Origin of the sequence: Methanogenium cariaci JCM 10550 (assembly GCF_001315945.1) — an archaeon.
GTDB classification, from domain to species: Archaea; Halobacteriota; Methanomicrobia; order Methanomicrobiales; family Methanomicrobiaceae; genus Methanogenium; species Methanogenium cariaci.
Genome location: NZ_BBBG01000013.1, coordinates 19,789 through 42,295, shown reverse-complemented (window position 1 = coordinate 42,295; position 22,507 = coordinate 19,789). Strand labels below are relative to the sequence as shown.

At 53.8% G+C, this 22,507-nt stretch carries 23 protein-coding genes and 8 pseudogenes; 8 read left to right on the top strand and 23 right to left on the bottom strand.

The window, feature by feature from the left end; all coding sequences use genetic code 11:
- Nucleotides 1-4 precede the first annotated feature (4 nt).
- Nucleotides 5-1,131 (bottom strand): annotated as a pseudogene (locus tag JCM10550_RS10920) (SufD family Fe-S cluster assembly protein).
- Nucleotides 1,116-1,852: pseudogene (locus tag JCM10550_RS10915) on the bottom strand (ABC transporter ATP-binding protein). Before JCM10550_RS10915 ends, JCM10550_RS10920 begins: the two co-directional pseudogenes overlap by 16 nt.
- A gap of 41 nt (nt 1,853-1,893) precedes the next feature.
- Here JCM10550_RS10915 and JCM10550_RS10910 point away from each other — a divergent pair.
- Nucleotides 1,894-2,205, top strand: a complete 312-nt coding sequence (locus JCM10550_RS10910; protein WP_062399113.1) for a hypothetical protein — start codon at nt 1,894-1,896, stop codon at nt 2,203-2,205.
- 26 nt (nt 2,206-2,231) lie between these two features.
- Here JCM10550_RS10910 and JCM10550_RS10905 read toward each other — a convergent pair whose 3' ends face one another.
- Genes JCM10550_RS10905 through JCM10550_RS25065 form a run of 7 tightly spaced genes read right to left on the bottom strand, consistent with a single transcriptional unit; the run spans nt 2,232 to nt 4,420 of the window.
- Entirely contained in the window at nt 2,232-2,693 is a 462-nt protein-coding gene (locus JCM10550_RS10905; RefSeq protein WP_062399111.1) for a hypothetical protein, read from the bottom strand.
- Nucleotides 2,690-3,037 (bottom strand): hypothetical protein, encoded by a 348-nt coding sequence (locus JCM10550_RS10900; protein ID WP_062399109.1) that lies wholly within the window; start codon nt 3,035-3,037, stop codon nt 2,690-2,692. Before JCM10550_RS10900 ends, JCM10550_RS10905 begins: the two co-directional genes overlap by 4 nt.
- Nucleotides 3,001-3,369, bottom strand: coding sequence for a hypothetical protein (locus JCM10550_RS10895; RefSeq protein WP_062399107.1), 369 nt, complete (start codon nt 3,367-3,369; stop codon nt 3,001-3,003). Before JCM10550_RS10895 ends, JCM10550_RS10900 begins: the two co-directional genes overlap by 37 nt.
- A gap of 55 nt (nt 3,370-3,424) precedes the next feature.
- Nucleotides 3,425-3,796 (bottom strand): hypothetical protein, encoded by a 372-nt coding sequence (locus JCM10550_RS23040; protein ID WP_245619073.1) that lies wholly within the window; start codon nt 3,794-3,796, stop codon nt 3,425-3,427.
- Nucleotides 3,712-4,068, bottom strand: coding sequence for a hypothetical protein (locus JCM10550_RS25075; protein WP_281175371.1), 357 nt, complete (start codon nt 4,066-4,068; stop codon nt 3,712-3,714). The genes JCM10550_RS23040 and JCM10550_RS25075 overlap by 85 nt, the downstream gene beginning before the upstream one ends.
- On the bottom strand, nt 3,984-4,163 hold the full coding sequence (locus tag JCM10550_RS25070; RefSeq protein ID WP_281175375.1) for a hypothetical protein: 180 nt from the start codon (nt 4,161-4,163) through the stop codon (nt 3,984-3,986). The genes JCM10550_RS25075 and JCM10550_RS25070 overlap by 85 nt, the downstream gene beginning before the upstream one ends.
- Nucleotides 4,160-4,420: a hypothetical protein gene (locus tag JCM10550_RS25065; protein WP_281175370.1), complete on the bottom strand. Its 261-nt coding sequence runs from the start codon at nt 4,418-4,420 to the stop codon at nt 4,160-4,162. The genes JCM10550_RS25070 and JCM10550_RS25065 overlap by 4 nt, the downstream gene beginning before the upstream one ends.
- Nucleotides 4,421-4,564: 144 nt before the next feature.
- Between JCM10550_RS25065 and JCM10550_RS10885 the strand changes: the two genes are divergently transcribed.
- Nucleotides 4,565-4,915, top strand: a complete 351-nt coding sequence (locus tag JCM10550_RS10885) for a DUF3566 domain-containing protein (protein WP_062399104.1) — start codon at nt 4,565-4,567, stop codon at nt 4,913-4,915.
- Nucleotides 4,916-4,970: 55 nt separating this feature from the next.
- Here the strand turns inward: JCM10550_RS10885 and JCM10550_RS10880 are convergent, their stop codons facing one another.
- Entirely contained in the window at nt 4,971-6,353 is a 1,383-nt protein-coding gene (locus tag JCM10550_RS10880; protein WP_062399102.1) for a DUF2070 family protein, read from the bottom strand.
- Nucleotides 6,314-6,763, bottom strand: a complete 450-nt coding sequence (locus JCM10550_RS25060) for a DUF2070 family protein (protein WP_062399100.1) — start codon at nt 6,761-6,763, stop codon at nt 6,314-6,316. Before JCM10550_RS25060 ends, JCM10550_RS10880 begins: the two co-directional genes overlap by 40 nt.
- A gap of 319 nt (nt 6,764-7,082) precedes the next feature.
- Here JCM10550_RS25060 and JCM10550_RS10870 point away from each other — a divergent pair, with 319 nt between their 5' ends.
- Complete coding sequence (locus JCM10550_RS10870; RefSeq protein ID WP_062399098.1) at nt 7,083-7,271, top strand: hypothetical protein; 189 nt, start codon at nt 7,083-7,085, stop codon at nt 7,269-7,271.
- Between the two features lie 148 nt (nt 7,272-7,419).
- Complete coding sequence (locus JCM10550_RS18875; protein ID WP_157200185.1) at nt 7,420-7,557, top strand: hypothetical protein; 138 nt, start codon at nt 7,420-7,422, stop codon at nt 7,555-7,557.
- An 87-nt stretch (nt 7,558-7,644) separates the two neighbouring features.
- On the opposite strand, the gene JCM10550_RS18870 is transcribed toward JCM10550_RS18875, so the two are convergent.
- The 4 genes and pseudogenes from JCM10550_RS18870 to JCM10550_RS18865 form a co-directional block, all read right to left on the bottom strand.
- Nucleotides 7,645-8,115, bottom strand: a complete 471-nt coding sequence (locus JCM10550_RS18870; RefSeq protein ID WP_157200184.1) for a hypothetical protein — start codon at nt 8,113-8,115, stop codon at nt 7,645-7,647.
- A gap of 5 nt (nt 8,116-8,120) precedes the next feature.
- The gene (locus tag JCM10550_RS10860; RefSeq protein WP_062399094.1) at nt 8,121-8,693 is read right to left on the bottom strand and encodes an MFS transporter; all 573 of its coding nucleotides are present in this window, start codon (nt 8,691-8,693) and stop codon (nt 8,121-8,123) included.
- Between the two features lie 196 nt (nt 8,694-8,889).
- Nucleotides 8,890-9,431, bottom strand: a pseudogene (locus JCM10550_RS10855) (TMEM175 family protein).
- Between the two features lie 305 nt (nt 9,432-9,736).
- Nucleotides 9,737-9,955 carry a hypothetical protein gene (locus JCM10550_RS18865; RefSeq protein ID WP_062399088.1) on the bottom strand — a complete coding sequence of 73 codons (219 nt, stop codon included), beginning with the start codon at nt 9,953-9,955 and terminating at the stop codon, nt 9,737-9,739.
- On the opposite strand from JCM10550_RS18865, the gene JCM10550_RS10840 reads away from it, so the two are divergent.
- Entirely contained in the window at nt 9,945-10,658 is a 714-nt protein-coding gene (locus JCM10550_RS10840; RefSeq protein ID WP_062399086.1) for a metal-dependent hydrolase, read from the top strand. The two genes, JCM10550_RS18865 and JCM10550_RS10840, sit on opposite strands and share 11 nt — an antisense overlap.
- A gap of 58 nt (nt 10,659-10,716) precedes the next feature.
- Here the strand turns inward: JCM10550_RS10840 and sepS are convergent.
- From sepS to JCM10550_RS10800, 8 genes and pseudogenes are all read right to left on the bottom strand, one after another.
- A pseudogene (gene sepS / locus JCM10550_RS10835) lies at nt 10,717-12,320 on the bottom strand (O-phosphoserine--tRNA ligase).
- Nucleotides 12,321-12,322: 2 nt separating this feature from the next.
- A pseudogene (twy1, locus tag JCM10550_RS10830) lies at nt 12,323-13,224 on the bottom strand (4-demethylwyosine synthase TYW1).
- On the bottom strand, nt 13,197-14,885 hold the full coding sequence (gene argS, locus JCM10550_RS10825) for an arginine--tRNA ligase (protein ID WP_245619071.1): 1,689 nt from the start codon (nt 14,883-14,885) through the stop codon (nt 13,197-13,199). The pseudogene twy1 and the gene argS overlap by 28 nt, the downstream one beginning before the upstream one ends.
- A pseudogene (gene prf1 / locus JCM10550_RS10820) lies at nt 14,885-16,164 on the bottom strand (peptide chain release factor aRF-1). The gene argS and the pseudogene prf1 overlap by 1 nt, the downstream one beginning before the upstream one ends.
- Before the next feature lie 352 nt (nt 16,165-16,516).
- Nucleotides 16,517-17,041 (bottom strand): NUDIX hydrolase, encoded by a 525-nt coding sequence (locus JCM10550_RS10815; RefSeq protein ID WP_062399084.1) that lies wholly within the window; start codon nt 17,039-17,041, stop codon nt 16,517-16,519.
- Nucleotides 17,038-17,716 (bottom strand): annotated as a pseudogene (gene queC, locus JCM10550_RS10810) (7-cyano-7-deazaguanine synthase QueC). Before queC ends, JCM10550_RS10815 begins: the two are co-directional and overlap by 4 nt.
- 1 nt (nt 17,717) lies before the next feature.
- The gene (locus JCM10550_RS10805; RefSeq protein WP_062399080.1) at nt 17,718-18,335 is read right to left on the bottom strand and encodes a radical SAM protein; all 618 of its coding nucleotides are present in this window, start codon (nt 18,333-18,335) and stop codon (nt 17,718-17,720) included.
- Nucleotides 18,332-18,745 (bottom strand): 6-carboxytetrahydropterin synthase, encoded by a 414-nt coding sequence (locus tag JCM10550_RS10800; protein ID WP_062399078.1) that lies wholly within the window; start codon nt 18,743-18,745, stop codon nt 18,332-18,334. The genes JCM10550_RS10805 and JCM10550_RS10800 overlap by 4 nt, the downstream gene beginning before the upstream one ends.
- 379 nt (nt 18,746-19,124) lie before the next feature.
- Here JCM10550_RS10800 and JCM10550_RS10795 point away from each other — a divergent pair, with 379 nt between their 5' ends.
- The 3 genes and pseudogenes from JCM10550_RS10795 to JCM10550_RS10785 all read left to right on the top strand — a co-directional run bounded on the left by JCM10550_RS10795 (nt 19,125) and on the right by JCM10550_RS10785 (nt 22,429).
- Nucleotides 19,125-19,556 (top strand): 30S ribosomal protein S12, encoded by a 432-nt coding sequence (locus tag JCM10550_RS10795; protein ID WP_062399076.1) that lies wholly within the window; start codon nt 19,125-19,127, stop codon nt 19,554-19,556.
- Nucleotides 19,557-19,561: 5 nt separating this feature from the next.
- The gene (locus tag JCM10550_RS10790) at nt 19,562-20,206 is read left to right on the top strand and encodes a 30S ribosomal protein S7 (protein WP_083475460.1); all 645 of its coding nucleotides are present in this window, start codon (nt 19,562-19,564) and stop codon (nt 20,204-20,206) included.
- A gap of 28 nt (nt 20,207-20,234) precedes the next feature.
- Nucleotides 20,235-22,429, top strand: a pseudogene (locus JCM10550_RS10785) (elongation factor EF-2).
- Nucleotides 22,430-22,507: the final 78 nt, after the last annotated feature.

Below are 22,507 nucleotides of genomic sequence, written 5' to 3'. Positions count from 1 at the left end.
CCCTTCAGAACCCGTCTTCTGCAGCGTCAATCGCGGCATCGATCTGCCGCTGGAGTGAATCCGGCAGGCCCTGTATCTTCACGTCAAGGAACCCGCGAATGATGGTTGCCGTTGCCTCTTCCTCATTCAGACCCCCCCGGGCCATCAGGTATTCAATCTCATCGCGGGCGATTTTTCCCACTGCCGCCTCATGGGAGAGTTCGGTATTGGTGAGCCGCCCCCCCTCGATCTCCGGGATTGCATGGATAATGCCGTCCTCAAGAATGAGACCCTTGCACTCGATATGGCCGCGGGTCTCCTCCGCCCCCCCGCCGATGATGTGGGCTCTCGCGATCACATTGCCGCCACGGGTGATCACCCGGGACAGGAGTTCGGCACTCGTACCCTTCGCTTCCAGAATGGCACGCTGGCCGAGGTCAAGTTCCGAACCCTCCGGTGCAAGCACAACCGAACTGAACCGGGCCACGGAATTCTCACCGCTTAACCGGGCTTCAGGGTACATCTGGACACGCTTCACCGGTTTCATGCTGATATAGTTGGAGAGGAACGTGCCGTTCTCCTCCACCCGTGCTGCACTCCGCGGGACGACCTCAACATCCTCACCCCCCCAGGTATGGATCATCGTCGTGCTGATGAGAGCATCCTTACCCACATAAAATTCCGTGATCCCATAGTGTTTTCCATGGCCCACGGAGTGGCTGGAGACACATCCGGTTATGAGGTGCAGTTCAGCCCCCCCTTCCTCGGCAACGATAATGTTGTGGACCGTCTGGATATCGTCCGTTGCCATGAACAGGCAGGTCTGGAGGGGGGGAAGATATTTTTGCTGCCCTTCTTTGCGATGATAGTATATCCGCGTGGCTCCTGCGCTGCAACATACCGGGTGTATTCGTCCTTGTCCTTATCAATAAGATTCCAGTAATAATCCTTGAGCCAGTCGTATTTTTTGAGTGCTTCTGCTGTCGGAAGCATCTCAATTCCTTCATATGTGCAGGACGTGTGTTTGACATCCTGGTCTGCCTGGAAGAAACTTCCGCACCGGTTCTCGGAGGAGAGCATCATCCCGGATTGTTCAAGACGTTCCTGATCCTCAGACGATAGGTCCTCAAATCCTTCTACAGCTTTGCGCATTCAATACACTCCTGATATCCGTGTTCCTGAATTACCTTCAGTATTTCCCGCGGGTTACCCCCCGGCACCGTATCTCACCATTACAGAGCATGTGCCCGGCATCCGCTTCCAGATAATCCATGATAAACCCGGTGTGGGTAATGATCAGACCGGATTTCTGGCGGTTTATGATATGCCGGTCCTTATCGACAAGCCGGGCAATCGCTCTCCCGATGAGTGCGATATTTTCGAGGTCCACACCGCTTTCCGGTTCATCAAGCATGACTAAATCAGGCTGCTGAACCATCAGCTGAAGCACTTCACTGCGTTTGATCTCACCGCCGGAAAAGTTTGCATTCAGGTCACGGTCCAGAAACGAACTCATGTTCATCATTTCAGCATATTCGTATGCCTTTGCAGGAGTGCCCCCAGACATCACATCCAGCAGTTTGCCGAGTTTGAGACCGGCAATCGTAGGCGGGCGCTGAAACATCATACCCATGCCATAGCGTGCCCGTTCGTGCAACGGCAGTTCGGTGACATCATGTCCCCGGAAGGTGATCCGTCCTTTGGTCACCGTATAATTACTAAATCCCATTATGGAACGCAGAAGGGTAGTCTTCCCGGACCCGTTCGGTCCCATCAGGACATGTGTCTCCCCCCCTTCCGGGATACGGAGGTCAACGCCGTGGATAACCTCTTTTCCTCCCACTTCAACGTGAAGATTTTCAACATTCAGCATATCATCAACTACATCTATATCTGACCGGATTTCATATATCGGTGTCGTCATTACCTAAAGGGAAACGGGATGCGGGAAACAGATCCGGGGGGGACATACTGTATACCGGGAAGATATCGTTCACTTTCGGCCTGCACACGGTCGGCACCTTATATATCCTGATACGATTCTGGAGTATGTCACAGACATTTCAGTTCATCGCAGCACGGGCAAAAGAATATCCCCCCCAGGTTATCCGGAGAAATCAAATGTCCAAACAGGCATTCCTCTCCGGGAGGACAAACAACGAGGAGGGAGGAGAATGTATCCATCGATCAAATCCACGGACACATCTCCCGATTATCTCCGCCTGACGGGGGGGACGGAGAGAATACATGGTTCAGGCAGCTTCGCGTTCCCAGGCAGTGACTGCCTCTGAAAGACCGGGACGGTCATAAAGATGGGTGGCGACATAATTGACAAATTCAACATCGGCGAGATAGGCTGCATAACAGGCGCGGTATTCCTCCAGCGCCTCGTTGTAGTCGGCAACATGAAGGTTATAACCTGAAACCGCAGCATTGTAGCCGGAGATATCACCGGAATTCTTCAGGTGCAGAAGGGTAGCATTCTCTTTGTTCAGTTCCGTATTTTTCAATACCAGATTCTCCTCCATCGTAACAAGGGAGACCTTCTCTTCCTCTGTGCGGACCCGTGCTTCGGCCGCTGCCCGGTCAATCCGTCGTGTCTCGTCTGCCTTCCCATACCCCATCGTGCCATTCCCGACAGGAATGACAAAGAGATCGGACGTGAGCGATGCACCGTTCTCAAATATTTCAGTGGGAATGCCAATCAGGCTCACATTGGTCGTTTCAATAAAGAGGTAGCCGCTGTCACGGTATCCGGGTTCATCTGTTGCAACCCCCCCACCGCCATGTGGGAATCATCGGGGAAGTAGAAGAGTGATACATTGTAGTCCTCCCTTGAGAGAAGACCTGCCAGAAGAACGCTCTTGTCATCGCAGTCGCCCGCCTTCTCAATAACCGTCTCAACCGGGAATTTCGGCCCGGTTTCATCCGGACTGGTATTGTATGCCAGTGACTGCACATAGACGGTCAGGAATTCAATATATTCATCACTGTTCTCTGCAGTATCCGGTACACCTGCCCTCAGGGCATCGGCGGTGGCAGCATATACCGAATCCATCTGTGGATCCGTAAGATACGAGAGGTAATACCGGTGGTCCAGTCGTCATCTTCCTCCCATTCACCTAAAAGAACCGCACGTTTATCGGCATCTGATGCCGCCTCATACAGGCCCTGCGGCACCGTCACCGATACCGATACGGACCTCCCCCCCTGAAAAGGAAATGTCAGAGATGATGTCGCAAGTCTGCCATCATCCTCATAGGGCCCAACCTCAGGATAGTCCGCCGAAGGTCCGGGATTGAAGATATATGCAATGCACCCGCATGCAGCAACAGAGATAACAAGGACTGCCACAGCAAGCAGACACACCCCCCCGTGAACCTGTTTCATCGGTATCGATTCTGTCAGACGTGTAGAAAAAGTTCACCCTCCTGTCACCACAGGATCACTTCACCGGCACGCATCCGCCATCCTGCATCCGGTACTCCATAAAGATCCGGCGGTTGATGATACGCCACGCAAGAATCAGTTCCATTGCCTCTGTCGCGGTCACATACTCTCGTCCCGCATAGAGGGAGACCGGCCCCACACCGGTCTCCTCTTCCACTGCTTCCTCAAGCCGGCGAATCACCTCATAGCGGAAATCCCCATCAAACCGTACGGCACCCATTGTTCTTCCGTAGATCTCTTCAGACTGGAACCCGATAAGAAAATCCCGTTCTGCAAGGGAGGTCATGGCAAAGAGATCCAGGGGGGGGATGACAATGTTTTTGACGGTATTTTCAAACCGTTCCTGCAGGAGGCTGACCGCATACATGCCCCGCGACCCGGATACATCAAAGACCGAGGGGGGGTGATCCTGATGATGGCATCGGCATACTGTCTCTGTGGGGGGGCCACATATGCTTCATAATCCGGTTTACGTGCACGAATTTCTGCATTTACCTGATCATGGGAATACCCTCTGTCCCCCCCGACATCGCGGGCCATCTTCCAGGCATACTTCACCTCTTCGGCAGGGTCAACATAACAGGTAAAATCAAACAACCGGCGCAGGTTTTCTGTTGAAAAAGGGTGCAGACCTTCCACAATAACAATCTTCTTCGGCGAAAACGGGCAGGTGCGTCAAAGCTGCCGGTCGTATGGTTATAGGATGGTTTTGGTATGGTCTGTCCCTGCTTCAGGAGAGAAAGATGTTCCTCAAAGAGGGAGAGATTGTTTGCATCCGGGTGCAGGGGGGGGTGATGCCCTGCTCTGCACGGGCATCCCTGTCAAGAAGATGGTAATCATCCATCGAAAAAGCACAGACCAGATCAGGCCCGAAGATTGCACGAAATGCCTGAGTAAAGGTGGTCTTCCCTGACCCTGAATCTCCTGCAACACCGATAATATAAATGCAGTCCGATGCCCGTATGGTATCTCTGAAGTTCCCGGTTTCCATCCATGATACTTTTCACCGGGAAATAAAAAGTGCACTGTCACGGAGTGATGATACAGACAAAGAAAACGGTCTGCACAGATGTATGGCCGCAAACCAGTATATTTTTACGTATCAAAGGCGAGCAAAAAGATAGTCAGGTGAATTATGGCCGAAATCAGAAGTATCAACATTTTTTCATGTGCAAAGATCTTTGCCGCGGTATCCCTCGTGCTTGGATTCATCGCGGCTGTGCTGGCAGTACTGGTCGCCCTCTTTGGTGTTGCTGCAGCCCCGTTTTTTCCATTGCCCGTTGGAGAGATGACGCTGGTCTGGGCAATCGTTGCCATTCTTGTGTTGACGGTCATCTATGCCATCATTGGGTTTATCGCAGGCGCTATCATCTCTGTCATCTACAACCTTGCTGCCGGTATATTCGGTGGACTGGAGATTGACCTGACAGATTCCGTTGCTCCGCCGGAGATGCCCGACAGCGACCATGACCGCAGCTATGAATAATTCTTGTTTTCATTCCTTTTTTAGAATCTTCCGCTTTCTGTTCGGTTCCCTGTGTTCAGCTCAGCAAAAAGTACACCACACCGGTTGAGACGAACGCAAAGAGCGTGATTATCAGAGCCACCGGCCAGACAATCCCGACGCTCCCCCCCGTGACGATGCCTGCAAGCTGGGTGATACGCTGGGAACCAAAGACCACCACATCCGCACAGTGTGCGGTCCCGCCTGCACACTCTGCAGGAGCTGCATCCTCACGTGCAGAGTCCACCGCCTCACGGACAAAGGGCAAAAAGAGGGCAAGCGGCACCTTCCACCCGACCGGATTTTTGCCGGACGCCATATTGACCACATGGGTGTCGCTGGTGCTGATTTCACATTCCTCACATTTTTCACATTCCTGCATGAGGAGATCACGGAGTTCCTCACGGATACCGACATGGAGATTGTTGCCGTCAAAGACGAGCCATACGGTCTCTCTGTTCTCCACCACGGTCACCATCGCCATCACCCCCCCAAGATCTCCAAACCCCCCCTCTTCATGCGTGAAGGGCAAATCTCGTTGGGAAAACCCGACGGAATACGGATACTGCGGCTCGCCGGCAAGGGTCTCACACGCAAGAGCTGCCGCCTCCCGATAATCCTCTCCGATGCGACTGCCAAGGAGGACAGGCGGAGGAAGGTCAATGAAGCTGTTATGGGCATCTGCGAGGACAACATGCCGGAACCAGCGTTTGCCCTCCTCAATGATGGCAAGACCGACTGCATATTCCACATCATCAGTGATATCCGGTGACCGCGTTGCGGCAATGAAGATGGTATCGCCAAATGCCTGGGCAAGGACCGAGACCGAACCTGCCTGATACCGCCGTGCATGGGTCGCGGTTGCGTGCCAGTCGGGATTTCCTGTCTGCACATCACGGATGGATGCTGCTATCGTCTCCACTTCAGATGCAGATACCGGGTTAAAGTCATGGGTGGCCATCCCGTGGAATACCAGTGCCCGACCGTTCAGACTTTCCGTGAGCAACCGGGGGGGCAGAGCCGAACCTCCGATCTCCCCGAGTGGTCCGGGGGGGTGCAGGTTTGGGGGGGCGGTCACCGTCATCATATCCCGTCCCTTACGCCGAAAGAGCAGTGTCCCGAAGATGACCGTCACACCATCTCCCATCTGCCGGAAGAAATCCTCCAGAGCTGTTGAACCATAGATCATATGGGCCATAAACGCATTGGCAAACCCAAGGGGGGGTGAGAGGCCGAGGGCCTGTTTCATCGGCCGTTCCAGAATCCAGATAAAGGCCCAGGCAGCCAGACCAAAGAAGATATGCAAAGGGATCACAAACAGAGCGAATGCATCCCCCCCCAGAAGCAGGTAGCCAAAGAGCGAGGCAATCGCCGTCTGTGTCAGGGCAGGGAGCAGAATATGCCGGAGATGATGATCCACAATCGCCCCCCCAGAAGGAGAATCCTGAGGAAGAAGACAATTCCCATCGATGCGGCAAAAAAGAGGACAACAAGGTCTGTTGCAAGGAGCAGCACGGGTGAGAAGGTGATGAGAATGGTCGCAATACAACCACCCAGCGCAATGAGGGCTGACCAGTCAGGAGTGATGTCATTCCCACCCCCCCAGCGTACCAGGGGGCCGGTCACGGCAGCGGCAAAAAGAGCAGGCACGGTGAATACCAGGATCCCGGTATACGCGACCAGTTCAGATTGTCTGATACCAGCAAGGAGAAGCATCAGCTCAATAGCACCTCCAAAGAGACAGATCAGGAGAACGGACCGGCGCCATGAGGGAGCCTGCATAATCAGTGCAGAGAGGCCCTCAAGCTGGGAAGAAGAGTCAGCAACCATAAAAGTATGCGAACGTAGCATTTATACCATAAAATAGGTTTCGAATTATAATTTATATTGAAAAATTCAGAAAAATCACACATACTATTAAGGGTGGTGAACAGTAAGACCTGCATGATATCCATGGAGGGACTATGGGCATATCTGGGAATAGTGGTTGTATGCATTGCAATCGGCTGGGCAGGGGGGGGTATTATGGCATCTCATTCCACTTTCAAAAACGATTTCTTTCCGTAGCAGATGAATGCAGTGACGCTGATTCAATCGAACCGTTGATCAATGAGCTGGAACGGCAGAGCTGAACGGAGGAACAAAAAAGATGATTGAATTATTTAATGCAGCACTTATCGGGGTAGTGTCACTCTGTTTTGGCCTCCTTGCAGGTACCCGGATCGCACAGATTCATTACTCCCGGCGGCTGGCAAAACTAGCCAAACGCAGCGTCTATTCAAAGACGATTGCACCGGTTCTGGTTGCAGCAAAAGAAGGACGTGCCGGACAGAAATAGAGACGTCCGAACGACAATACTTACAATAAAACAGCCTAATCCATGGCAGATACCGGATGGAACTACCTGCTACATCAGTTGTCTGTCCCGACCATCATCATCACACCAACGTTCATTTTTATGGAACACGTTTTGTATCAGATCTCCGGTGCCTGTACGCTGGCATGACTGCCAAAAGGAAGAAGACCCCCCCTGTGATGGCTGCAACGAAGAGACCGATAAGGACAAAGACCGCCTCCAGCCCGAAGGCATCGGCAACGAGACCACCCACGAGGGGGGGCGATGATGCCGCTTCCCCCCCCTGATGGAATTATAGATACCCATCGTTGACCCCCCCATGCCATATACCGGCCGGCCTCCACCATGGTGGCACTCACCGCAGGGAAGAAGAAGAGGGCCCCAACGGCATTGAGGAACGACACCAGCAAAAAAGCGACCAGCGTCGTGCAGAGAGGAAAGATCGCAAGGGAGACGGCAAAGATGAGGCGCCGGGAATGATCAGCGCACACCGGTTGTGTCTGTCACCGATACGGCCAAAGATCATCTGGAGAATACCCGCCACAAACACGTTCAGCGAGATGATCAGACCCGCACCTGCAGGCGATATCCCGAAGAGCGGGACAAATAAGGGGGGGATGAAGACAAGGATGCCGATCATACCGAATTCACTCGCAAACGAGATCAGCATGGTACCGCCATAGACTGGGTGAAAAAGAAGGCCACGAAGTGTTTGCCAGTTCCACTTATCTTTTGTTTCAGAGTCTGGATTGCCAGCATCCCCCCCTCCACCCGATACTGCTGCATCAGACAACGGCAGAGTCTGTTCTTCAGGAAGAAAGAGCACAACGATCAGGCACGCAAGGCGGAAAATGCCATGAGGGCATAGAAGGACGCGGAGAAGCCGAATAGGTCATAGATGACACCGCCCATTAGAGGTCCCGCACCAAACCCGAAGAGCATCGCTGCCTGAAACCGTGACATGACGCGGGCTTCCTCACCTTTGCCTGCAATACTGCCCAGATACGCCATTGCAACCGGGGGGGCGATCATCGCGGATGCAATACCATGCACAAACCGGACAATCGTGAGGAGAAAAACCGTGGGTGCGATGATGTAGCCGAGTGAGATGAGGGCATAGAAGAAGAGCCCTGCCGCCATCATATGCTTTTTTTCATACCGGTCTGCCATCCGGCCAAAGAACGGCATGCAGATGGTTCGTGATAAGGCGAATGCCGCAAATACCACCCCGATCCAGAACGACGAGGCCCCCCCGAGGGTATCGGCGTAGACCGAGAGAATCGGCACGACCATGCCAATACCGATGAGTGAGATAAAGACGGAAAGCGAGATGACAACGATGATACGGGTTTTTACATGCGGGGGGGTTACCGGACACAGCGGTGCAGATGTGGACGTTTTCACGGGAATATCTCTTTGATGAAATGCGTGATTATTTTTTGTTCCCAACTATGATAGCCATACTCTCCGCAGCATTGCTGCATACCGACATCATTCATGAGCAAATCCATTCAGCTACACCCCCCCTTCAACACGCAGATGGGAACATGTGAGAGACAACCGGAGCTATCCCTTCCCCCCCATTCCCGCACCGCAGGAACTATTCTGAATAATTGTCCATTTCCGGATTTTTAATGAAGAATCCAATGACGAAGATCAGGATATACAACGATGTCGCCCACTCCGATGCCATGATGAATGCCGCACCAATGACAACAAGGGATACCACAGACACCAGCAGGCCACGGCGAATCCCGTTCCGTATTGCCACATCAGATATATCAGCAGCAACCAGCCGATGGCCCCGTGTGGCATAGGTCCAGCTGATGGTATAGGACAGGCTGATCACCATGATATTTGCCGCATAAACAGCGACTGCCAGAGGGTATTCGGAAAAGTCAGAGTTCAGGTTTGTGGTGAACGGGACGAGCGTAATAAAAAAGAGACTCACCATGTTCAGCCAGATATAGACACCATCGACATGCGAAATGCTGTTCATCTGACGATGGTGCGCAATCCAGAAGATGGACAACAAAAAAATGAGAGTGCATAATTGAATATCTCGGGGGGGATTGCTTCATTGAGGGCAGGGTAAAACGTGCTGCTATCAACCGACCCGGAATAGAGGCCGGTTCCGATCATCAGAACGGAGAGGGTGAGCACAATCGCGTAGATACCATCAGTAAGGGCTTCAATACGGTTTTTCTCGAGAAGATTGGTAAATTTGCTGATGTCCGGTCTTTTCATATTTTGATTCCTTTCTTGTATGCCATTTTGTTAATCCTGCATGAAAAGAAATGTGACGGTTCAGTGCAGGGACTCTGATTCTGCATCCCGGATGCATCCACAGCCGGACAGCAGGTGCGCAGTTCTGCCTTGGATTTGTTTCCCACCATAGAGAGGAGAATACCCTTTAGTATCAGGATAGCAGAACACGAACGGTGGACTCATTCAGCCATGCCTTTATCATTGCCATCCCGCTGCTTCTCGCAGGGAATGCCGTCCTCGTCCCCCCCTTCGCAGTGATTGGTGCGGTGATCCCCCCCGATATCGACGGAGTGTTCTTTCTTTTCCCGGATGACGAACCGTCCCGGTATATCTTCACCCACGGCGGCATCACCCACAGTATTGCGGGGGGCTTCCCTTCTCTCCCTCGTGGCGTTCATCGGCCTGTACCTTCTCTCCGGCATATCATGGTTTTCCCGGTTCTTCCCGGAAGGGGTCACGATGATGGCAGGCCTTGCCATTCTCGCGGGTGCGATGCTGCACATCCTCATCGACTATCTCGCCTACCCTGGCATCCCGCTTTTCTGGCCGTTTTCAACAGAAAAATTCACACTCGGCATCTTTCCGGGGGGGCCATCTCTTATGATCCTTATTCTGAGCCTTGGCCTGCTCACTCTCATCCTGACCGGGCGGGCAGGGGGGGTCAGGCACTACAAGACATATCTGATCCTGTGTCTGGTAATTTTTTTCATATACGCAGGAATTGCCCTGTATGCCAACACGGAGACCGAAGGTAGGGCGATTCCCACCATGGACCCACCCGCTGGATCACCATCGTTGAGACAGACGAATGCTTTGTCGTCCGACCCTATGACATCCTGTACGGCAGAGGCGAGGAGATATCCTACCGCAAATACACGAATATCACACCGGATGAACTGGCAGGCATTGCCAGACTCCCACAGGTACAACGGCTCTGCTATCACTCATATATTGTCACCGCAGAACGCCGGGGGGGAGACACGGTTATCCTCCGCGACCCCCCCTCAGAGAAGAGAAGGTCTTCCGCTATCCGCTGGATCATTCATCTCTGGTGATTCCACTACAGGAGACCCGGTCCGGACCACTGCCAAAGAATACTGACCGGCCGTAACACACCCCCCTAAGGTACCAAAAAAGGGAGAAATATATCTGATGCCGATTATCCGTCGAGTACACTTCTGACCGTGACAAAGATCGGGCCGCGGACATCCGTCTTCTTGTTGTTGTCCGTGATCGTACGCATCACGTAGTTCTCAATCTTGAGATTCACGTCAGACGGAATCTTTGCCATCTTGACCTGCACCCGGATGCCTTCCCCCCCGGCACAGGCCGCTTCCTCAATGCGTGCGGCGGCAAGGTTTGCCACCGCTTCCAGATACGAGATACCTGCGGCGGCCCCCCCGTTCTCTCTCACCTTGGCAAACTTTTTGGTGTCGGGCACACCGAGAATTTTGCCGTCTTCGACATAGATATCATTAAAGACCGCCGGGCCGCAGAGGCGTGAATTTTCTTCATCCTCCTCGACAAAGACATGAATCTTCGTGCCGCAGCACTCCCCCCCGGTCCATGCCTCGAAGGAACAGGGACTCTCCTCCTTTGCATGAACGGTGGCAACCTTCTGGATTGCCTCTGCCATGAGAATGCCAGGTATCGTCTGCGGGGGGGCCTCCCGCAGGCCGATGCCCGCCGCAAGGTCCGAATCGGAAAAGACCGGCGAGAAGAACTGCGGATGCGTGAGCTGACGGACATCATTTGCCTGGTACTCAATCATCGCAAGGCGTTCCACCCCCCCGAGACCCAGGTTCATCACCGGGACACCAACCCCCCCGTATTCTGCGAGAGCAGAGGGCGAGTACATACCAAAGGTGGCGACCTCGACCCAGCCATGCACGGGATGGCGGGCATACACCTCGGTCTGGGTGTCGGGAATATAATACTTGGAGCGCTTCTCATCCGGTCGGAACTCAAAGTCCTCAAACCCGAATGCTTTCAGCAGGGCTGCCGCCACCGCCTTGCCGTCCTCCACGGTCACATGCTCGCCTGCGACAATACACGAGGCGGAGTGATAGGTCATCAGGCGGGTCGGCCCTTCCTCCTGTTCCCGCCGGAAACAGCGATCGATGGAGAACTGGCGGATGGGAAGGGGCATACGGTCCCACATCGCCCCCCCAGAGAAAGGAACCAGCCGGAGGTCATGTGCGAGCGCAGCGTGGTTCGTGAGGACTCCGGTACCAGTGCACGGAACTCAGGAAAGACCTCATCCATCATGCGCACGACAAGGGCGTCGTCACAGCCGAGCACCTTTGCCAGTTCATAGGTGAGTTCGTCACCGTCCACCTCCGCCTTCTTGTAGGCATGCAGGGTTTCACGGAGGTGCTCTTCTCCTTCCTCACCCAGACTTTTGCCGAGGATACCTTCGATCTGGAGAATCCGTTCCCTGCCGATGCCCACATTCGGGCGTGGCAGACCGCCGAGATAAAAGACCCGGTCAAGAACCGCAGATGCTTCCGGCCCGAACTGGCGGTAGACATCCTTCTCATCGATAAAAAGCGGCACCCGTGCCTCGTCAAACCCGAGAGAGAGATAGGCCTCCCGCAGACGTGCGGTGGTCTCTGCAATGGGGTGACGGCGGGCGGATTTGTATTGGTAGCGAGGGTATTTGTCGCCTGCTCCGACCGGATCGATTATTTCCGGCCCTTTGTTCCAGGCATGTTCAAAGTCAGTACGTGCTAATTCCCGGTATTCTTCTGGATTAAATTTCATTATTACCGCCGTGTGAGACAGACCACCCGGGATACCGGGCTATCATCGTAGACTTCGTAATCACAGTATTTCGTAATTTCGTTTGCAAACGCCGCCACATACTCGTGGGACGGCATATGCGCACGGGTGAGACGGTTGCGTGAGTAGCCAAGATACATATATCCTTTCACCTCGACGTAAAGGGGCCCGGCATCCTGAATCAGGCGGGCATATCCCTCCGGACTGATGTCATTGAGCCTTTTACGACAGTGATACGTATCGCAGACCGCCTGCTGCCCAGAAGGGAGAGACTCTCTTTCACTTGCTCCCATGAATCCTCCATCGGACGGCAGACACGCTTGTATGTCTCCTCGTCCGGACCGTCCAGGGAGACATAGGTCTGATACGGGCTGCATTTTTTGACCATCTCCGGCCGTGTGCCGTTTGTGACGAGGAATGTCGTAAACCCGGCATCGTTCAGAAGATCAAACAGACGCGGCAACTGTGAGTAGAGCGTGGGTTCGCCGGAAAGGGAGACTGCCGCCATATCCGGAGCAAGGGCCTCTTCCCAGAGTTTCGGCTCAATCTTACTGTTTGCAACCGGATTGTACCCGGCAAGGGCCTTCTTCTGGAGCGGGTGCAGACGGTTCATGATGACCTCCGGCGGGCACTCCTCCTCTTCGACCACCTCATACTCCATAGACCGCCAGCAGAAGAGACAGCGCTGGTTGCACTTCAGGGTCGGGGGGGTCATCTGGACACAGCGGTGGCTCTCTATGCCATAGAACTGTGCCTTGTAGCACATATCCCCCCCGCCAAGGAGCGTGCGTTTATTCCACATACATGGCTTGAGGGCCGCGGACGATCGGGGAGAGAAAAACTGATATCCCTGTTTTATCAGGGATCTACATGCTTCTGATTGCATCGATACCAAGGGTTTCGAGCACTTCGCTCAGGGTATTCTGTGCCGCCCGGACAAGGGTTAACCGGGCATCCCCGAACCCCCCCTGCCTCTGCCTTGAGAACCGGGTCGGTGTGGTAGAACGTATTGAAGAGATCCGCAAGGTCACGGGCATATATTGCAAGGTGATGCGGACGGAGTTCCTCCACCACGGTCTGCAGCACCACGGGGAAGAGACCGATGTGCTTGGCAAGGGCAATCTCGGATGCGGTAGTGAACTCATACGCGGGAGTGAATTCTCCTGCTTTTGCAAGGATGGAACAGGCCCGGGCATGGGAATACTGAATATACGGAGCACTCTGGCGTTCAAAGTCAAGTGCCTGCCGCCAGTCAAAGACCGTGCTCTTCTCCTGCGAGACCCGCACGATATCATAGCGAACCGCACCGATGGCAACCGATGCGGCAATGGCCCGGCGCTCCTCCTCGGGGAGTTCAGGCCGACGGGTGGTCACCTCTTCAAACGCCTTCTTGGTCACCTCGTCGATGAGTTCATCAGCGGAGATGAACTTCCCGGCACGGGTGCTCATCGAACCTTCCGGAAGGCTCACAAACTCAAAGAAGACGATCTCCGGCACCTTCTCACCAAGGAGTTCCATTGTCGCCTGCAACTGGGCACCGATCAGCTTGTGATCCGCTCCCAGCACATTGATGAGCCGGTCGAAGTGTTCCCCCCCCTTCCAGACATGGTAGGCAAGGTCACGGGCGGCATACACGCTTGTCCCGTCGGAACGCCGCAGCACGTACTCCTTCTCAAACCCGAATGCTGTGAGGTCGACGGCAAGGATATCATCGTGGGATGACTCGGGGAGGGCCTCCACCCGGTCGAGAATCTCCACCATCGAACCGTCCTGGACAAATCCTGACTCCCAGACAAACCGGTCATGAGGAGTATTGAGGCGGTTGAGGGTGACCTTGATGCCCTCCGCACAGAGAGAGACGGCACGGCGGAACTTCTCTACGATCTCGGTATCTCCCTGTTCAATGAGACCCATGCGCCGGTCGATCTCTTCTTTGATCGCGGGGGGGTCTGCCGTGAGGGCACGATTTGCCGCCACGTAGACACGGGCCACATAATGGTCGTCCTTCTCACCTTCATTCTGGGGGGGTATATCGAGATAATCAAATCCCCAGGATACAATGGCGATCTGACGGCCCATATCGTTCAGGTAGTACTGAACATCGATGTCATACCCTGCCTTCCGGAAGACCCGGGAGAGGGTGTCGCCAATGACAGAGTTTCTGATATGTCCCACATGCAGCGGACCGTTGGGATTTGCCGAGGTATGTTCAATACAGACCCGGCCCGGCACCGCAGCCAGACGTCCATAGCCCGGTTCCCCGGCTACTTTCACCACACCCGCGACGTACGCGGGCCCGAAGATAAAGTTGATGTAGGGACCGGTGGTGGAGACCGTGATACCGGCAGCAGCCAGTGTATCCGTTATTGCTGCCGTAATCTCCCCCCCTGCAATCACCACAGGGCTCTTCTTTTCGGTCTTTGCGAGGGCAAAGGCAATGGTTGACGCAAGGTCGGCATGCTCGCCGCCGTCGCCGAGGAGCACATCTGCTGCTCCTGTTGCGTCTTTCAGGGCTGTTTCAACAGCCCGGTATGTTTCCTGGTACATTAGTATCCTGTCCTGTATCGCAGTATTGCGGCAATCCCGCCAAACGCATTGTAAAGGATTGATCCTTCTTCAAAGTCATCGGAGATGATCATCACCGTGGTCGAAGTTGCATCAGCAAGTTCGGTCAGTTCATCAATGATGTCGGTCTCTTCTTCAAGATAAAGCGGCGCGGTGCATTCAGGACAATTTCCAAGGGGGGGAATGTCCCCCTGCAGACTTGCCCGGATCCACCTGCACGGTCTCTTCCTTTTCATAATCACAGCTCTGACACCGGATACAAAGTCGTGATTTACGGAGGGTCTCTGAGAGCAGAAGGGTATCAACCGCACCGATTTCAAGGTTCTTGCGCACCGATTCCTCTCCGTATGCAGAAGCGCTGTCGTCTTTGATCAGTTCCTTTAAGAACCGGTCCATCACCGACTTCTCCTTCATTATCCCGACGCCACGGAGGGCTTCCTGTGCATTGTCCACCAGTTCACTCAGGCCGGACTCATTCGTGTATGACACATCAAAGAGACCGATGATCCGTTTCTGCAGTTCGTGATGGAGGTAGCCGCCGCTGGCAAACTCATCTTTCGTGGGCGTGGGACCACCAATAAGGACTCCCTTGAACCGATTAAAGAAGTCCGGTTCCGCCATGAAGACATCGGTTGCCCGGTCAGCAACCTTCTTGTAGTATTCATTGATGGCAATCAGGCGGAGTCGCTGAAAACGCATCGCTGACTGTCCACCCTTTCGCTGTTTTCCGGGAACCGTGGATGTCACGCCGGAGACCGACTCAATACGGTTTCCCCCCCGCAGAAATCCGAGAAATGATTCACGGCGGTCGAGAACCAGAAGCCCGTAGACTTCCTTCTCCACCAGCATCTGCTCCATCGGCTCAAGTTCGAAACGCGAGGAACATCGGTACATATAGAGCGGCACGACATCAGGGGGTTCGATAATGGTGCAGTCAAGGTCCGTACGGTCACCGCCGATCTTCACTGCTCCGCAGAAGATGGCAAGGCCACTTTCGGGGGGGGTTTTTGTAATACTTCAGGCGCGAGAGAATCGAAGAGATGGCACTCTGAACATTCGAACGTGTCTGCTTACTCTTAATATTGGAACACTGCCCGAATTCGTCCCGCAGTTGGGCGGTGACGTCATAGATCTGCTTGTCGGGAGGTATGTATATTGTTATCAGTTCAGTTCCGCTGCCCTCTTTCTGCCTCAGCCGTTCAAGGGTCTTTTTAAACTCATAGCGCTTTCGGGCGCTGTCCATCTCCACATCTTCTGCCATGCTTGGGCTTGCCTCCGGGTGGCAAATTGTTAGTATAATTCTCTTTCAGGAGCATTAATAGGTGAGTATCGCACCGGTGATCCTGATATCGATCACAAGTGACCCCCAGGGATGCCATTGAATACTTCAGAATCCTTAGATCTGTCTTTTGCTACGTTGAAGAGGAGAGAGAGAGAGAGAGAGACGTGTCGTTACGGGATAATGCAGCATCGGTCGGGGGGGAGAGAGATGATCACACCGGATGAAAACGGGTCTTTGCTACCGATGTGCTCCGGGGGGGCGGTGCATCCCGCACCCGAAATGAATCATCGATCCCATACCAAATCACTCCGGTGACGGGGGATTCATACGTTCATACGTTCGTCTGGCCACGGAAGTGATGATAGGCAAGGCAGATGGTCTTTGCATCAATGATACGTCCGTCCCGGATCATCTCTTCCATCTCGTGAAGGGAGACCTTCACCACTTCAATCTGTTCGTCATCATCCATGCCGTATGCATCCGAAGGTGAGAGACCGCATGCCTCAAAGAGATATATCACCTCATCGGTGTATCCCGGTGACGGGTATATCTTCCCCCCCCGGGGAATCAGGGTCTCTGCTGCCATACCGGTCTCCTCAATGAGTTCACGGTATGCGGTCTCTTCCGGTGTTTCACCGGGGTCAATCGTACCCGCCGGGGCTTCATAGATCCATTCATCGACAGCAAAGCGGTACTGCCGTTCGAGATAACAGAAATCTCCTTCAACGGGCAGCATCGCAACCGCGTGGCCCGGATGGACGACCCGCCGCTCCTTTACCACGCCGGACGGCAATGTCACCGTCACCGTCTCCAGGGTGATCTTCTTTTTTCCGGGAACCGGTGTGTTGGTTGTCATTTTTGCACCTCATAGGGTATCGGGTCTTCACGCCCCACCTCGCGAAAGGCCGCCAGACGGTAATGACAGGAGTCACAGGTGCCGCAGGCCGGTGCACCGGACCGGTAACACGACCAGGTGTCCTCATACGGCACGCCGAGAGCAAAGCCCTGTTTCAGGATCTCGGTTTTGGACATCGTGACAAACGGGGGGGTCATCAGTTTGATATGCGTGGTATCAGCAGTCCCGGTATCAATTACCTGCTGGAATGCATCAATAAACTGCGGGCGGCAGTCCGGATACCCGGCATAATCCGCTGCCTGCACACCGATGAAGATGGCCTCTGCCCCCCCGCGGGCTTCCGCAAGCGAGGTGGCAATGGCAATGAGATTGGCATTCCGGAACGGCACATAGGTATTCGGGAGGCCTTCATTATCTCCGGTATGGTCCCCGATGGCCAGTGCATCATCGGTCAGGCTGGACCCGCCGATACGCCGGAGATAGTCCAGGTTCACGGTGAAAAACTCCTCCGCATCCAGGGATGCAGCAATCTTTCGGGCACAGTCATACTCCGCATCTTCGGTCGGCTGACCGTAGCGAAGGTGCAGGGCGATGATACGATATCCCATGTCCCGTGCCACATAGGCAAGGGTGGAGGAATCCATCCCCCCCCGAGAGCAGGCAGACCGCTTTCATCTTATTTCACCCCCCCGATGGATTTGTGCAGCTGCAGCTGAAAGCGTGCTTCCATGCCCTCATCCAGGATAAAATCTGCAATCTCCCGGTAATTTCCCCCCCAGACCGGGGGGGAGATGAAGACTGTGCCTGCAATATCATGGGACTCGATGACCTGTTGCGCATACAGACAGTCGGTGCGGTCCATCACGACAAACTTCACCGAATCCCCGGATTTGATATCGGCAAGCAGAGTGACATCAGACTCCTCACCGGAAGACGGGCACTTGATGTCCATACTTACCGTGGCATATTCCTGCACATCCGTGAACGGGAGGGTACCGTTCGTCTCAATCTCTATGCGATAACCTGCGTCCCGGAGCGCGGCAAGAAGTCCGGTTAATTCCTCTTTTTGCAACAGAGGTTCTCCCCCGGTGATGATGACATAGCGGGGGGGCATACCTGCAGAGACGGCAAGGACAATCTCCTCGATACTCATCTCCGTTCCGGCACCCTGTGACTCAGGGGTATCGCACCAGGCACAGTTGAGGTTGCACCCGGCACAGCGGATGAACGTGGCCGGAAGGCCCTGCATAAGGCCTTCACCGGACAGGGAAGAGAAGATCTCGATGATGTTCATACCGCATCAAAGGTGAGCTGGGCATAGCAGGATATGGATTCCCAGACACGTATCTTTGTTACCGAGGCAGGGATACCTTCTGCCGTGCAGGATTCATCGATCATCCCTGCAATAATGCGTGCAAGGTTCTCTGATGTCGGGTCTCCTTCTGTGGTGATGACTTCCTGGAAGGCAGAGAGACACTCAACCATCGGGTCCTTGCAGTTGAGAATGACCTCGTGATCAAACCGGTTCACCACCTGTTTGATACAGTTGTAGTCCACGAGAATCTGTGACTCGGCATCAACCTCTCCGGTGATCCAGACTTCAACGCGCCACTGGTGCCCGTGCAGGCGGTAGCACTTGCCGGTATAATTGAGAAGACGATGACTTGCCTCAAAATACGTCTCCTTGTATATTGTCATGCTCATGGTGATGAAACAGCATGGGTGAGGATACTATATGATGACTGCCGTAGGGGTACCATCCCCCCCATGGCAGACCGTCCGGCAGCATACTGCGCCTGACCCACATGGCGCGCATCCCCCCCGGAGCAGAAAAAACACGCACCCACACGACAGTATTTATTAGTTACCCTGTGTAAATATATAGGCAGAAATCTGGTATGTCAGGTGACAGCGGCGGAGATGGATGGGAGATCACCCAAATATCTCAGAAATCAAGAATTTCAGGGAATGCGGGCAGGGATTGATTCTACCCATCTCAGTCACAATAGAATATCAATTTCGAACACAAGCGTGAGCTATCAGGTCATACTGAGGCCCATGCTAAAAACCGAGGTAAATTTAAATGGGAAATGGAAAATTTGCAGCACGTAAATGTAAACGCGTTGCCAAGGAGAACAGGTGGCGCGACACCAACTATGCTCGTCGCCAGCTTGGTCTCGACATCAAGTCAGACCCACTCGAAGGTGCACCACAGGGCCGGGGGGGCATTGTTCTTGAGAAGGTCGGAGTGGAAGCAAAACAGCCGAACTCAGCTATCCGGAAATGTGTCCGTGTTCAGCTGATCAAAAACGGTCGCCAGGTCACTGCATTCGCAGTCGGCGACGGTGCTATCAACTTCATCGATGAACACGATGAAGTCACCATCGAGGGCATCGGCGGACGTCTCGGCCGTTCCAAGGGAGATATTCCTGGTGTCAGGTATCAGGTCATTGAAGTAAACAATGTCTGTCTCCGTGAAATGGTCATTGGAAAGAAGGAGAAACCGCGCAGGTGATCATCATGACAGAAGAAGAAATTCAGGCAGATGTTGCTGTCGAAGAAGCAGTTGTGGATGCACCAGTTGAAGAGACACCAATTGTCCCTGGACACCTGCTCTTCAACAAGTGGGATCTCTCAGAAGTCGAGATCAAAGACCCGGGTCTGGTTCGCTATATCAGCACCCAGTCCATGATTGTACCACACTCCTGTGGAAAGCTTGCAGGCACTCAGTTTGCGAAGAGTCACATGCTCATCGTCGAGCGTCTGATTAACAAGCTCATGCAGACCGAGAAAAATACCGGCAAGAAAGAACTCACCACCCGCATCGTCAAGGATGCATTCGACATTGTCTACCAGAAGACAAAGAAGAATCCGGTGCAGGTTCTCATTGACGCCCTGGCAAATGCAGGTCCCCGCGAGGAGACCGTCCGTCTGAAGTACGGTGGCATCAATGTCCCCAAGTCAGTCGATACCGCTCCGCAGCGCCGTGTTGACACCGGACTGATGTTCATTGCACGTGGCGTGAGCCAGGCATCCCACAAGAAGAAAAAACCGGCAGCAAATGTCCTTGCAGACGAACTCATTGCAGCAGCAAGCGGTGATGTCCGGTGCTACTCTGTCGGAAAGAAAGAAGAACGCGAACGTGTGGCAAAGTCTGCACGATAAACCCCCAATATTCTTTTAGAGAATCACTATGACGCGAAGGCGAAAAATGGTCGAGCGGGTCACAACACTGATGAGCCAGCCGGAACAGATCCGCAACATCGGTATTGTCGCACACATTGACCACGGGAAAACCACCCTCTCTGACAATCTTCTTGCCGGAGCAGGGATGATCAGTGAAGAAATTGCCGGAAAGGCATGCTGGATGGACTCCGATGAGGAGGAACAGGCACGCGGTATCACCATCGATTCCTCAAACGTTTCGATGGTGCACGAGTATGAGGGAAAAGAGTACCTCATCAACATGATTGATACCCCGGGTCACGTTGACTTCGGCGGTGACGTTACCCGTGCAATGCGTGCGGTTGACGGTGCTGTTGTGCTTGTAGACGCAGTTGAGGGCACGATGCCCCAGACAGAGACTGTCCTGCGCCAGGCCCTGAAGGAAGGAGTCAGACCCGTTCTCTTTGTCAACAAAGTGGATCGCCTGATCAACGAACTGCAGGTTGACGAAATCGAGATGCAGATCCGTCTCGGAAAGGTCATCGACAAAGTCAACAAGCTCATCAAGGGCATGAACGAAGAGGCCTACAAAAACGGCTGGAAACTCGATGCAGCAGAAGGTACTGTCGCATTCGGTTCCGCTCTCTACAACTGGGCAATCTCCATCCCGTTCATGAAGACAAGCGGTGTCTCATTCAAGGATGTGTACGACTGCTGTAAGGCAGAGGACATGAAGACGCTCGCAAAGTCAAGCCCTCTGTGCCAGGTTGTCCTTGATATGGTGGTAAACCATCTGCCTGACCCCCCCTCGATGCCCAGAAGCGTCGTGTACCAATCATCTGGCAGCACGGAGACAAGACGACCAAAGAAGGTCAGTCAATGCTCAACTGTGACCCCGAGTCCTGCATGTCTGATGGTGACGGATATCTCCTTTGACCCGCACGCAGGCGAAGTCGCCACCGGGCGTCTCTTCTCTGGAACCTGAAACGGGGGAACGAGTTGTATGTCATGGGTACTGCAAAGAACGTCAACCGCCTCACCCAGGTAGGTATTTTCATGGGTGCAGAGCGTATTGAGGTCGAGTCACTGAATGCCGGAAATATCGCCGCTGTCACCGGCCTCAAAGACGCTATTGTCGGTTCCACCGTCTCATCCCTCATGGAGATGCAGACCTTCGAGGATCTCAAGCACTACTCAGAACCGGTCATGACCGTTGCTGTGGAAGCAAAGAACATGAAGGATCTCCCGAAGCTGGTGACCGTACTTCGCCAGGTCGGAAAGGAAGACCCGACGGTTCAGGTAAACATCAACGAGGAGACCGGAGAACACCTGATCTCCGGTATGGGAGAACTTCACCTTGAGATCATCACCCACCGTATCCACCGGGACAAGGGTGTTGATATTGTGACCACTCCGCCGATTGTGGTATACCGTGAGACAATCACCGGTAGCATCGGTCCGGTCGAAGGAAAGTCACCAAACCGCCACAACCGGTTCTACCTCGAGTTCGAGCCTCTCTCAGAAGATATCGTCAAGAAACTCAAAGATGGAGATATCTCCATGAACCTCCCTGCAATGGAGCGCCGTGACGCACTCCTTGAAGCAGGCTTTGACAAGGACGAGGCAAAGAACCTGACCGCAATTCAGGGCACCAACATGTTCTTCGACATGACCAAGGGTATTCAGTATCTGAACGAGACCATGGAACTTGTCCTTGAAGCATGGCGTGAAGCACTCGCCGGTGGTCCTCTTGCAAATGAACAGGTTCAGAATACAAAGATCCGTCTTGTGGATGTAAAGCTCCACGAGGATGCCATTCACCGTGGCCCGGCACAGGTCATTCCTGCTGTCCGTGGCGCAGTGAAGGGTGGAATTCTGATGGCCGGCGTTTCCCTTCTCGAACCCATGCAGATTCTCCAGATCACCGTTCCTCAGGATCACATGGGTGCAGCAACAGCCCAGATTCAGGGACGTCGTGGTCAGGTATTTGACATGAAGTCCGAAGGTGACACAATGACCGTCATCGGAAAGGCACCGGTTGCAGAACTCTTCGGGTTCGCAGGCGATGTCAGGTCCGCAACAGAAGGACGTGCCATGTGGTCTACCGAATTCGCTGGATTCGAGACAGTGCCAGGTGGCATGCTCAAGGAAGTCGTAAAGGAAATCAGGAAGCGTAAAGGCCTCAAAGAGAATATTCCTGAACCTTCAGACTACCTCGCATAATCTTTTTTTTCTGCATTCACCCCCCCGGTAACGACGGGATTGTTCTGTTGTATCCATCCGTATCGGATTGGTTTTAGT

Excerpts from the sequence above, each read along its gene's own strand:
- JCM10550_RS10900 (WP_062399109.1), bottom strand. The coding sequence starts at position 3,037 with ATGGATTCGGTATATGCTGCCACCGCCGATGCCCTGAGGGCAGGTGTA.
- JCM10550_RS10895 (WP_062399107.1), bottom strand. The coding sequence starts at position 3,369 with ATGAAACAGGTTCACGGGGGGGTGTGTCTGCTTGCTGTGGCAGTCCTT.
- JCM10550_RS23040 (WP_245619073.1), bottom strand. The coding sequence starts at position 3,796 with ATGTATGCGGTCAGCCTCCTGCAGGAACGGTTTGAAAATACCGTCAAA.
- JCM10550_RS25065 (WP_281175370.1), bottom strand. The coding sequence starts at position 4,420 with ATGGAAACCGGGAACTTCAGAGATACCATACGGGCATCGGACTGCATT.
- JCM10550_RS10885 (WP_062399104.1), top strand. The coding sequence starts at position 4,565 with ATGGCCGAAATCAGAAGTATCAACATTTTTTCATGTGCAAAGATCTTT.
- JCM10550_RS25060 (WP_062399100.1), bottom strand. The coding sequence starts at position 6,763 with ATGGTTGCTGACTCTTCTTCCCAGCTTGAGGGCCTCTCTGCACTGATT.
- JCM10550_RS10870 (WP_062399098.1), top strand. The coding sequence starts at position 7,083 with ATGATTGAATTATTTAATGCAGCACTTATCGGGGTAGTGTCACTCTGT.
- JCM10550_RS18865 (WP_062399088.1), bottom strand. The coding sequence starts at position 9,955 with ATGAACGCCACGAGGGAGAGAAGGGAAGCCCCCCGCAATACTGTGGGT.
- argS (WP_245619071.1), bottom strand. The coding sequence starts at position 14,885 with ATGTACCAGGAAACATACCGGGCTGTTGAAACAGCCCTGAAAGACGCA.
- JCM10550_RS10815 (WP_062399084.1), bottom strand. The coding sequence starts at position 17,041 with ATGACAACCAACACACCGGTTCCCGGAAAAAAGAAGATCACCCTGGAG.
- JCM10550_RS10805 (WP_062399080.1), bottom strand. The coding sequence starts at position 18,335 with ATGAACATCATCGAGATCTTCTCTTCCCTGTCCGGTGAAGGCCTTATG.
- JCM10550_RS10800 (WP_062399078.1), bottom strand. The coding sequence starts at position 18,745 with ATGAGCATGACAATATACAAGGAGACGTATTTTGAGGCAAGTCATCGT.
- JCM10550_RS10795 (WP_062399076.1), top strand. The coding sequence starts at position 19,125 with ATGGGAAATGGAAAATTTGCAGCACGTAAATGTAAACGCGTTGCCAAG.
- JCM10550_RS10790 (WP_083475460.1), top strand. The coding sequence starts at position 19,562 with ATGACAGAAGAAGAAATTCAGGCAGATGTTGCTGTCGAAGAAGCAGTT.